Source organism: Rhodococcus gannanensis, from assembly GCF_042681175.1.
Taxonomy (GTDB): Bacteria; Actinomycetota; Actinomycetes; order Mycobacteriales; family Mycobacteriaceae; genus Rhodococcus_G; species Rhodococcus_G gannanensis.
Genome location: NZ_JBHUFB010000009.1, coordinates 907,818 through 917,870, shown reverse-complemented (window position 1 = coordinate 917,870; position 10,053 = coordinate 907,818). Strand labels below are relative to the sequence as shown.

Annotated in this window: 9 protein-coding genes; 1 reads left to right on the top strand and 8 read right to left on the bottom strand. The window is 69.4% G+C overall.

Annotated features, from left to right (window positions below; all coding sequences use genetic code 11):
• Positions 1 to 368 precede the first annotated feature (368 nt).
• A complete protein-coding gene (locus ACFSJG_RS10960; protein ID WP_378485234.1) occupies positions 369 to 1,274 on the bottom strand; it encodes a mechanosensitive ion channel family protein in 906 nt (301 codons plus the stop codon).
• A 152-nt stretch (positions 1,275 to 1,426) separates the two neighbouring features.
• Between ACFSJG_RS10960 and ACFSJG_RS10955 the strand changes: the two genes are divergently transcribed.
• Positions 1,427 to 2,101: a hypothetical protein gene (locus ACFSJG_RS10955; RefSeq protein WP_378485233.1), complete on the top strand. Its 675-nt coding sequence runs from the start codon at positions 1,427 to 1,429 to the stop codon at positions 2,099 to 2,101.
• Positions 2,102 to 2,139: 38 nt separating this feature from the next.
• Here the strand turns inward: ACFSJG_RS10955 and ACFSJG_RS10950 are convergent, their stop codons facing one another.
• The 7 genes from ACFSJG_RS10950 to ACFSJG_RS10920 all read right to left on the bottom strand — a co-directional run bounded on the left by ACFSJG_RS10950 (position 2,140) and on the right by ACFSJG_RS10920 (position 9,911).
• On the bottom strand, positions 2,140 to 2,928 hold the full coding sequence (locus ACFSJG_RS10950) for an SDR family NAD(P)-dependent oxidoreductase (protein ID WP_378485232.1): 789 nt from the start codon (positions 2,926 to 2,928) through the stop codon (positions 2,140 to 2,142).
• A 100-nt stretch (positions 2,929 to 3,028) separates the two neighbouring features.
• Positions 3,029 to 3,679, bottom strand: a complete 651-nt coding sequence (locus ACFSJG_RS10945) for a PaaI family thioesterase (RefSeq protein WP_378485231.1) — start codon at positions 3,677 to 3,679, stop codon at positions 3,029 to 3,031.
• Positions 3,676 to 4,548, bottom strand: coding sequence for a MaoC/PaaZ C-terminal domain-containing protein (locus tag ACFSJG_RS10940; protein ID WP_378485230.1), 873 nt, complete (start codon positions 4,546 to 4,548; stop codon positions 3,676 to 3,678). Before ACFSJG_RS10940 ends, ACFSJG_RS10945 begins: the two co-directional genes overlap by 4 nt.
• Before the next feature lie 4 nt (positions 4,549 to 4,552).
• Positions 4,553 to 5,758, bottom strand: coding sequence for a lipid-transfer protein (locus ACFSJG_RS10935; protein WP_378485229.1), 1,206 nt, complete (start codon positions 5,756 to 5,758; stop codon positions 4,553 to 4,555).
• A 10-nt stretch (positions 5,759 to 5,768) separates the two neighbouring features.
• Positions 5,769 to 7,958: an acyl-CoA dehydrogenase gene (locus ACFSJG_RS10930; RefSeq protein ID WP_378485228.1), complete on the bottom strand. Its 2,190-nt coding sequence runs from the start codon at positions 7,956 to 7,958 to the stop codon at positions 5,769 to 5,771.
• Between the two features lie 83 nt (positions 7,959 to 8,041).
• The gene (locus tag ACFSJG_RS10925; RefSeq protein ID WP_378485227.1) at positions 8,042 to 9,205 is read right to left on the bottom strand and encodes a steroid 3-ketoacyl-CoA thiolase; all 1,164 of its coding nucleotides are present in this window, start codon (positions 9,203 to 9,205) and stop codon (positions 8,042 to 8,044) included.
• A 103-nt stretch (positions 9,206 to 9,308) separates the two neighbouring features.
• On the bottom strand, positions 9,309 to 9,911 hold the full coding sequence (locus tag ACFSJG_RS10920) for a TetR/AcrR family transcriptional regulator (protein ID WP_378485226.1): 603 nt from the start codon (positions 9,909 to 9,911) through the stop codon (positions 9,309 to 9,311).
• Positions 9,912 to 10,053 lie beyond the last annotated feature (142 nt).

Genomic DNA, 10,053 nt, shown 5'->3' with positions numbered 1-10,053 from the left:
CTCGGACAGGGCTGCAGCATCCACCCGGTCATCGTCTCGAGAACCACTCCGAAACTCGAGCTCCCACACCAGCTGTGGCAGACCTAACAAAGTCCTACTAGGGCGTGTCTCCTAATCCCTCTCGGATGCACCTGGCGAATCAATCGTCGTCCGGCAAGCCCCAGGAGTCGCTCCGCGGGCTCCGCTCCGGCGCGGAGGAGAAGCAGATACCGGGGTTGTATCTGCGCCGACGACAACGCAGCGGGGCGGCGATCGAGCGACAGGGGCGCCGACAAGGGGATTGGGAGACATGCCCTATGCGGCTGTGCCGCCTGTGCGCGACGTTGGTGGTTGGGAACCACCGACGTCGCGTGCAGGGCGCGCTGCGCCTACTGCGCGGGGGTGCGGAGGGCGTCGACGGGCGCGGCGATGCCGTGCTCGTCGAACGCCGTCAGGATCGCCTGGCTCAGGTGCCGCTGTACCGCCCACTGCTTGCCCGGCTTCACCTTGACCGTCAGGCGCAGTGTGACAGCCGCTGCGGTCACGCTGTTCACTCCGAGCACCTCGGGTTCGCCGAGGACGGCGTCCTCGATCGCCGCGTCCTGTGTCGCCGCCGCGGCGGCCGCTGCCGCCACCTCGGTGGCACGGGAGATCGCTGCCCCGTGCGCCACCGGCATGTCCACCACCGCGACCGCGTGTCCCTGGCTCATGTTCCCGACCCGCACGATCTCACCGTTGCGGCAGTACCAGAGGGTGCCGTTGACGTCCCGGATCGTCGTCACCCGCAGACCGACGCTCTCGACCGTTCCGACCGCCTCGCCCACATCGATGACGTCACCGACGCCGTACTGGTCCTCCAGCAGCATGAACATCCCGGTGAGGAAGTCGCGGACCAGGTTCTGCGCACCGAAGCCGAGCGCGACACCGACCACACCGGCCGACGCGATCAGCGGCGCCACGTTGACGCTGAACACGGTCAGGATCTGCAGCACACACCACGTCAGCGTGGCGATGGACACCACCGACTTGAGCACGGAGCCGATCGTGCGGGCTCGCTGCGCGCGGCGCTGCGCCGCCACCGAGTCGCGCACCCCCGCGGGTAACCGCTCCTTGAGCGGAACCAACAGGCGTGGCTCGGTTCCCGGCCGCTCCTTCGTCGCGCGGTCGATGGCCCGGTGCAGGACGAACCGCAGGACGAGCGCGATGACCACGTAGACCGCGATGTCGATCGGTCGGTCGACCAGCCACATCTGCTGGGTGTCGGACAGTGCCAGTGAATTCGCGTCGTACAACATCGCCGTCGACCATACGGAAGGGCTGCGAGCCGCGGCAGACCCGCCGATCATCGCCGTGTCACACGCCACATCCCACGTTCGACCGACCACGTCGGGCACCATCAGACCTCAGAGTCCGTTACAGGCCGACCAACTCGAAGGGCTGGTGACCAGTGGTACGCACGACCACGCGCTCGGGGAGAACAGCCGCGGCGCTCGCCGGAGCGCTCGGCCTCGCATCCGCATTCACCCTGATCACCGCGCCCGCCGCATCTGCTCAGATTCCACCGCCGGAACCGCCGAGCATCACCACCACTGTCGAGGGCAACGACGTGACGATCGACCTGGTCGATCCGAACAGGGGTATCTCGCACCTTCTCACGGCGTGCACGGCCGCACTGGTCAACCCCGTCAAGGGCGTCAACCTCCTACCCGCGATCGCCGCGGGCACTCTGCCTCCGATCAGCGAGATCGATCCCGCTGTCTTCGAGTGGGGTCCGTCGCTGCTCACCACGAACGCCGCGACCCGGGAACGGACGTACGAGCTCGGCGAGATCCCCTCCGGGGTCTACGTCGCGGTCGGGTTCTGCATCAACCCGAACATCACCAACCCGTCGGTCGACTTCGAACCGGTCTTCGTCGGCGGCACCATCGAGGTCGGCTCGGCCGTCCTCGACCTCGGCAGCGCCGTGGTCGAAACCCCGGGCGCACTGGCCGCGGTACTCGACCTGCTCGGCATCGACACCGGGAGCCTCGGCAGTGCCGGGGGCAGCACGGTGGGGTCGGGCGAGGTCGGCTCGGGTGACGCGACGATCGGTTCCGGGGACGCGACGGTCGGCAGCAACTGACCGATCCGGCCGGCCGCGCCGGGCCTCGGCAGACGAGGTCAGTCCACGTTCGGCGCCCACTGCACGCCGTTGATGTGGCCACCTCCGTCGACGAAGAGGGTGTTGCCGGTCAGGTAACGGGAGTCGTCACTCGCGAGGAAGGCGGCGACGCTGCCGATGTCGTCGAGGGGGTCGCCGATCCGGCCCATCGGGTTCGCGGCCTCCTGCGCCGCCGCCATCTGTGGGTTGGCTTCGGCAACCCTCTTGTAGGCGGCGCTCTGCGCGCCGGGGCAGATCACGTTGCAGCACACCTGCTTCGGCGCCCACTCCCTAGCGGCAGTGCGCGTCATGCTGCGCAGGGCTTCCTTGGCTGCGTTGTAGTACACCGAGTACATGTGTGCGTTGACGCCGTTGAGGCTGCACATGTTGATCACCCGGCCCGTGCCGTGCTCGGCGAGCGCGGGGTACGCGCGCTGCATCGCCCAGAACGCCGACATCACGCCCATGTCGAAGCCGGATCGCATGTTCTCCTCCGCGGTCGCCTCGAACCGGGCGTAACCCAGTGGACGCCACGCGTTGTTGACGAGGACGTCGAGCCGGCCGAACTCGTCGGTCGCGGCGTCGATCATGGCGTGCACCTGCTCGCGGTCGGTGACGTCGGTCCGCACGAAGCTCGCCCGCACGCCCCACTCGTCGGTCAGCCACTTCGCGGTGTCGGCTCCCGCCGCCTCGTCGATCTCGGCGACGAGGACGCTCGCCCCCTCCCGCGCGAGTGCACCCGAGACGCCGCGGCCGATGCCCATCCCGGCGCCGGTGACAACGGCGACCCGTCCGTCCAGCTTTCCCATTCTCACTCCATCTCCTGCGCGGCTGAACGGCACTTTCACGCGGTCAGACCGCGTGAAAGTGCCGTTCAGCCGGTGTGTGTGGATCGGCCCTGGTGCCCCGTCAGCGGGGGCGGGGGACCGTGGCGTCGACGAACAGGCCCTCGACGGAGACACACACCTGGCCGGCGGCGTCCTTGATGTCGCCGACCGTGCGGATCTTGCGGCCGTCCACCGAGATCTGCTTGCCGGAGATCGTCAGAGGCTCGAACAGCGGGGTCGGCCTGTGGTACCGCGTGTTCAGTTGCGCGGTCATACCCGCCTTGCCGCCCCAGGCGTTGGCGACACCGAGTACGTGGTCAAGGATCAGTGCCGAGACGCCGCCGTGCACACAGCCGGGCGGCCCCTGGTACGGCAGGGTCAGCGCGACGACGCCCTGCACCGAGCCGTCGTCGAGTCCCTCGATCACCAGTGGGGGCGCGATGGCGTTCTCCGGCCCGGTGATCGGATCGTGCCGGGTGACCCCCTCTCCGCTCCACATGTCGACCAGTCGTTCGGCAACCTCGGGAGCATGCTCTTCGAGGTGATCGGCGATGCTGTTGAGCTCCTCCGCGACCCGGTCCAGGTTCGCGTTGCCGCGATCGGTGCGCAGCATCGCATCGATCACCCGCCGAGCCGCGGCGGTGGCACGGTCGACCGGCGCGTCCTGCGGAGCCGACGTCAGCACCGTGCGATGCGGGTGGGTGCGGACGGTGGGGTGATTGCCGTCGTTCACGAGCGGATCTCCATGCTCGCGTGGGTGAGCACCGGCTGACCGTCCCGCTCGGGGCAGGTGGCGAGCAGCGTCAGCGTGTCCCCGTCCCGCCAGACAGCGGTCTCGATGGTCTCCCCCGGGTACAGCGAACCGGCGAACCGAACCGAGAACGACTGCACACGAGTGGGATCCCCGTCGAGTACGCCGTCGACGACCGCCTTGCAGACGACACCGTAGGACGCGAGCCCGTGCAGGATCGGCTGGTCGAACCCGGCCATCTTCGCGAACGCGGGGTCGGCGTGCAGCGGGTTGAGGTCGCCGCTGAGCCGGTACACGAGCGCCTGCTGCGTCGACGTCGCCGACACCAGCACCTTGTCGGGCTCGCGCTCCGGCGCCGCCGCGGACACCTCCGGTCCGGCGTCGCCGCCGAAGCCGCCCTCACCGCGGGCCCAGATCTGCATTGCACTGGTCCACAACGGATTTCCACCCTCGTCGACCGCCGACTGCTCCAGCACGATCACCGCGGCCTTGCCCTTGTCCCACACGTCGGCGACCCGCGACGACACCGTCGCGGTCCCCGACGCGGGGATGGGCGCGTGCAGCGTCAACAACTGCCCGCCGTGCAGGATCTTGCGCAGGTCGACGTCGATGCCGGGCATGGCCATCCCGGCCGGCGCCGTCGCGCCGGCCGAGACGCCCTGCCCGGCGACCATCGCGAAGGTCGGCAGGACCCGCAGGCCCTTCTCGTAGACCCAGCCGAGTTCGGCCGGGTCCAGCGAGTGCACGCCCGCACCCAGACCCAGGTGGTACAGGATCACGTCACGTTCGGTCCACGCGGCGACGCGGACGGTGGGTGCGGCCGACAGCGCGGCCTTCACGTCGATCGGCATGTCGTTACGACTCCTTGGAGAGGGTTCCGGACCGGTACAGCGTGACGACGCACGCCCCACCGAGTCCCAGGTTGTGTTGCAGGCCAACGGTTGCCCCGTCGACCTGTCGGGCATCGGCCTGTCCGCGCAGCTGCCACGTCAGCTCCGCGCACTGCGCGAGGCCGGTGGCGCCGAGGGGATGACCCTTGGAGATGAGGCCGCCGGAGGGGTTGACGACCCAGCGCCCGGCGTAGGTGGTGGCGCCGGACTCGACCAGCTTGCCGCCCTCACCGGGGGCGCACAGGCCGAGGCCCTCATAGGTGATGATCTCGTTGATCGCGAAGCAGTCGTGCAGTTCGATCACGTCGACGTCGTCGATGGTGAGGCCGGACTGCGCGAACACCTGCTCGGCCGCGGCGCGTGTCATCGGCGCGCCGACGACGTCGATCATCGACTTGTCCGCGAACGCCTCGGTGGTGTCCGTGGTCAGCGCCTGGGCGACGATCTCGATCGCCCGGTCCTCGAGCCCGTGCTCGCGGACGAACTTCTCGCTGACGACGATCGCGGCACCCGCGCCGTCCGACGTCGGGGAGCACTGCGACCGGGTGAGCGGCGCGTGGATCATCTTGTCGCCCAACACCTGCTCCAGGGTGTATTCGTCCTGGAACTGGGCGTACGGGTTGTTCACCGAGTGCTTGTGGTTCTTCACCGCGACGGCGGCGATCTGCTCGGCGGTCGTGCCGTACTTCTCCATGTGCTCGACGGCGGCGTTGCCGAACAGCTGCGCCGTCATCGGGCCCTTCGCCCACCCGTGCTTGCCGACCATCACCTTCAACTGGTCGTCGAGGGTGGTGACCTTCGGCATCTCGCCGGTGCCGGTCATCGAGGTCTTCGTCATCTTCTCGAAGCCGACGGCGAGCGCGCAGTCCACGAAGCCTGCCTGCACCCACTCCCGGGCCATGAGCAGCGCCGTGGATCCGGTGGCGCAGTTGTTGTTGACGTTGACGATCGGGATGCCCGTCAGTCCGGTCTCGTACAGAGCCCGCTGACCGGCCGTCGACGCGCCGAACACGTAGCCGGCGGCGGCGCGCTGGACCTGCGAGTACTCGATGCCGGCGTCCGCGAGAGCCTTGCCGACGGCTTCGGTGACCATGTCCGGGTACTCCCAGTCCCGGGATTCGATCTTCTCGAACTTGGTCATGCCGACGCCGACGACGAAGGTGCGATTCATGCTGTGATGCTCACTTTCCAGGTTCAGGATCGCGAGGCAGACCGAGGATCCGCTCGCCGATGATGTTCAACTGAACATTCGTCGTACCACCTGCGATCGACATGGACTGCAAACTCAGGAACATTTGTGTCGCGGACTTGCGCTTCCGGTCACCGAGCAGGGACGCGGTGCCCGCCCATTCCATCGCGAGCTCCCAGACCTGCTGGATATGCTCGACGCCGAGGAGCTTCGCGATCGACGACTCGGCACCCGGCTGCGCACCACTGAGGGACCGCAGCGTGGTGCGCAGGCCCATCAGCCCGCCGGACTGCGCGTCGCAGAGCACCTTGCCGAGGACGGTGAGCTGCTCGTCGTCCAGGCCACCGGGGATCGTCCCGGCGAGCGTGAGCAGCGCCTCGCCGCCTGATCCGAGCGACGAGTCGTGCGACAGCGACACCCGCTCGTTGGCGAGGGTGGTGCGGGCCAGCTTCCAGCCGTCGCCGGGCTCGCCGACCAGGCACTCGTCGGGGACGAAGACGTCGTCGAAGAACACCTCGTTGAACAGCGACTCGCCGGTGATCTCACGCAGCGGGCGGATGTCGAGGCCCTCGGAGTTGCGGACGTCGATCAGGAAGTAGGACAGGCCCTTGTGCTTCGCGACGTCGCCGTCGGTGCGGGCGAGGCAGATGCCCCAGTGCGCGTCGCGGGCCATCGACGTCCACACCTTCTGGCCGTTCAGCTTCCAGCCGCCGTCGACCTTCGTCGCCTTGGTGGACAGCGCGGCGAGATCGGATCCGGCACCGGGTTCCGAGAACAGCTGGCACCACACCAGGTCGCCGCGCAGCGACTGCGGGAGGTACCGCTCGACCTGCTCGGCGTTGCCGTGCGCGATCAGGGTGGGGACCACCCAGTTGCCGATGATCATGTCGTGCGGTTCCAGCTCGGCGGCGCGCAGCTCTTCGGCGATCACCAATTGGGTGACGGCGTCGGCGCCCTTGCCCCACGGCGCGGGCAGGTGCGGCGAGGTGTATCCGTGTTCGGCGAGGTACGCCGTGCGGTCGGCGCCGTCCAGCGCGGTGGCCGGGGCGAGCTCGGCCCGCACGTCGGCGCGGATCTGATCCGCCTCGGGGGGCAGCTCGACGCTGAGGACGCGGCGTGCCCCGTCGAGGGTCAGTTGCGCGACGCGTCGCCGCCAGGTTGCGGTGGAGCCCAGCAGGATTCGCAGGGAGTGGGCGCGACGCAGGTAGAGGTGCGCGTCGTGCTCCCAGGTGAACCCGATGCCGCCGAGGACCTGAATGCACTCGCGGGTGACCCGGAACGCCGACTCCAGCGCGACCGCACCGGCCACCGCGGCCGCCAGCGACGACTCGGCGGGATCGACGTCCTCGCGCAGCGCGCGCGCCGCGTCCCAAGCGGCGACGCGGGCCTGCTCGGACAGGCTCAGCATGCGGGCGACCGTGTGCTTGACGCCCTGGAACTGACCGATGACGCGGCCGAACTGCTGGCGCACCCGCGCGTAGTCGGCGGCCGTCGTCGTCGCCCAGTCCGCGAGGCCCGACGCCTCCGCCGCAAACAGGGTGGCGGCGATGTCGATGACGCGCTGGGCGTCGAGGGCGAGGACGTCGCCCGCGGCGAGGGTGACGCCGACGGCGGTGACCTCGGCGTTGCGGCGCACGACGTCGTGGCTGGGGAGTTCGGTGATCTCGAGGCGGTCCCGCTCGACGACGACGAACCGGGTGACGCCCGCGTCGTCGGCGGGAAGCAGGAAGACGTCGCCGACGTGACCGCCGAGCGCCACGCCGGAGGTGCCGGTGAGGGTGGCGCTGTCACCGTCGCGGGTGATCGCCAACCCACCCGCCTGGAGCGCGACCGCGCCGAACACGGTGCCGTCGGCGAGGCCGGACAGCTCCGCGGTGCGGCCGGCCTCGTGCAGGACGGCAGAGACGACGACAGTCGGGAGGAAGGGCCCGGGCACCATCGCGCGGCCGAGTTCCTCTGCAACGACGGCGGTTTCGAGGAGTCCGCAGTCGGCGCCGCCGAACTCCTCCGGCAGGTGCAGGCCGAGGACGCCGAGCTCGGCGAGGGAGGCCCAGTACTCGGGTCGGGTCTCGGACTTCGCCTCGACGGCGTTCCGAATCACCTCGGGGGTGGCGTGGCGGGCAGCCCAGCCGCGGACGGAGTCGCGGAGTTCGCGGTCCTCGTCGGTCAATCCGATGGTCATGAGGGTTCCTTTCCTGCGCTCCGCGCCTGTGCGCACTTCTGGTAGCGGGAACTACCAAAAGTGCGCACAGGCGCCGAAGGCGCCTATACGCGTTCGAGGATGGTGGCGGTGGAGAGGGCGCCGCCGGCGCACATGGTGACCAGGGCGGTGCTCCGGTCCGAGCGCTCGAGTTCGTGGAGCGCGGTGGTGATCAGCCGGGCGCCGGTGGAGCCGACGGGGTGGCCGAGCGCGATGGCGCCGCCGTTCACGTTGACCTTCGACAGGTCGGCGCCGAGGACCTGCGCCCAGGACAGCGCGACGGACGCGAACGCCTCGTTGATCTCGACGAGGTCGATGTCGTCCAGGGTCATGCCTGCGCGGCCGAGGACGGCGCGGGTGGAGTCGATGGGGCCGTCGAGGTGGTAGTACGGGTCGGCGCCGACGAGTGTGGACGCGACGATCCGAGCACGCGGGCGGAGCCCGGCCTCGCGGGCCTTCTCCTCGCTCATCAGCAGCACGGCGGCGGCGCCGTCGCTGATCTGCGACGCGTTGCCCGCGGTGTGGATACCGCCCTCGATCACGGGGTTCAGCCCCGCCAGGGCCTCGGCGGTGGTCTCGCGGAGGCCGCCGTCGCGGGTGACGGTGGCGATCTCGCCGGTCGGCTCGCCTTCCTTGGTGACGACGGGTGCCTGCACGGGAACAATCTCGCGGTCGAAGCGCCCTTCCGCCCACGCGACGGCGGCGCGGCGCTGCGATTCGAGGCCGAACGCATCGGCGTCGCCGCGCTTGATGCCGCGCTTCTCGGCGATCCGCTCGGCGGACGTGAACTGGTCACCCATGTCGATGGTCCAGTCGTCCGGGTAGGGGTTGCCGGTGCCGGGGGCGTTGGCCTGGCCGAGGAACACCCGGCTCATCACCTCGACGCCGCAGCCGATGCCAGCGTCTGTCTGCCCGGACGCGATGAGGCCGGCGACCATGTGGACGGCTTGCTGCGAGGAGCCGCACGCGCAGTCGATGGTGGTCGCGGCGGTCGTATAGGGCAGGCCTGCGTGCAGCCAGGCCTGGCGGGTGACGTTGTTGGACTGCTCACCGGCCTGGGTGACGACGCCACCGACGAGCTGTCCGACCTGGTCGGCGGGCAGCCCGGTGCGGTCGAGGACCGCCTGCTGCGCGGCGCCGAGCAGGACCGCGGGGTGCAGTCCGGACAGCTGCCCACGGCGCTTGCCGATCGGTGTCCGGGCGGCTTCGACGATGACGACATTGCTCATGTTTGGCTCTCCTGCCAGCTACGTTTCTGAAACGTATTCTATTTCTGTGGAGAGCCGTGTCCGGCGATGTCCCACCGAGCGGGACCGGACGTTCTGAAGAGTCCTAGAGTTCGCCGAGCAGCAGGTCGCAGGCGATGCGCAGGTCCGAATCGATGTCCGGGATGGAACTGCGGTTGTTCAGCCCGGCCTGGATCAGGCCGAACCACAGCGAGACGACCAGTCGGATGACCGTCGCCTGCCGCACCGTCGGCTCATCGATCCCGGCGGCCCCCAGGAGCAGGTTGTCGAAGTGCCGGTCGATCTTCGCGACGTCGGGGATCGTGGCGGCGTTCGAGGTCGCGTTCGACTGGATCATCGCTGTCGCGAGCAGCGGGGTCCGCAGCAGCGCCCGGGTGGCGTGCTGCAGGGCGTCGTGAACGGCATCGGCCGGCGCCGCGCTCGAACGCGGGTTCCGGGCGAGCACCGCTCCCATCCGGTCGATCTGATCCACCATGACGGCAACGAACAGATGCGACTTGGACGGGAAGTAGCGGTACAGCGTGCCGATCGCGACGCCGGCGAGCTTCGCGACCTCCTGCATCTGGACCCGTTCGAGTTCCTTCTCGGAACCGAGTTGGGCGGCGACCTTCAGGATGCGACCGTGCCGTGCGCGCTGTTCGACCGAACTCGGTTCGGCGGCGTCACGCGCCTCCGCCAGTCTCGGCATGTCGGTCCCCCAGTTCGTTCCCACGGTTACATCGAGCGTAGATCCTGTCACCCGCACCGGTGGCCCGGGGCGATGTTCCGCTCAGTGGGAGCGCATCTGCCTTCCCTACACGCCCTGCGATTGCCTGTCAGCACATTCGATG

Coding starts and splice junctions, on each gene's coding strand:
- ACFSJG_RS10960 (WP_378485234.1), bottom strand. CDS start 1,274: ATGTTGTACGACGCGAATTCACTGGCACTGTCCGACACCCAGCAGATG.
- ACFSJG_RS10950 (WP_378485232.1), bottom strand. CDS start 2,928: ATGGGAAAGCTGGACGGACGGGTCGCCGTTGTCACCGGCGCCGGGATG.
- ACFSJG_RS10940 (WP_378485230.1), bottom strand. CDS start 4,548: ATGCCGATCGACGTGAAGGCCGCGCTGTCGGCCGCACCCACCGTCCGC.
- ACFSJG_RS10935 (WP_378485229.1), bottom strand. CDS start 5,758: ATGAATCGCACCTTCGTCGTCGGCGTCGGCATGACCAAGTTCGAGAAG.
- ACFSJG_RS10930 (WP_378485228.1), bottom strand. CDS start 7,958: ATGACCATCGGATTGACCGACGAGGACCGCGAACTCCGCGACTCCGTC.
- ACFSJG_RS10925 (WP_378485227.1), bottom strand. CDS start 9,205: ATGAGCAATGTCGTCATCGTCGAAGCCGCCCGGACACCGATCGGCAAG.
- ACFSJG_RS10920 (WP_378485226.1), bottom strand. CDS start 9,911: ATGCCGAGACTGGCGGAGGCGCGTGACGCCGCCGAACCGAGTTCGGTC.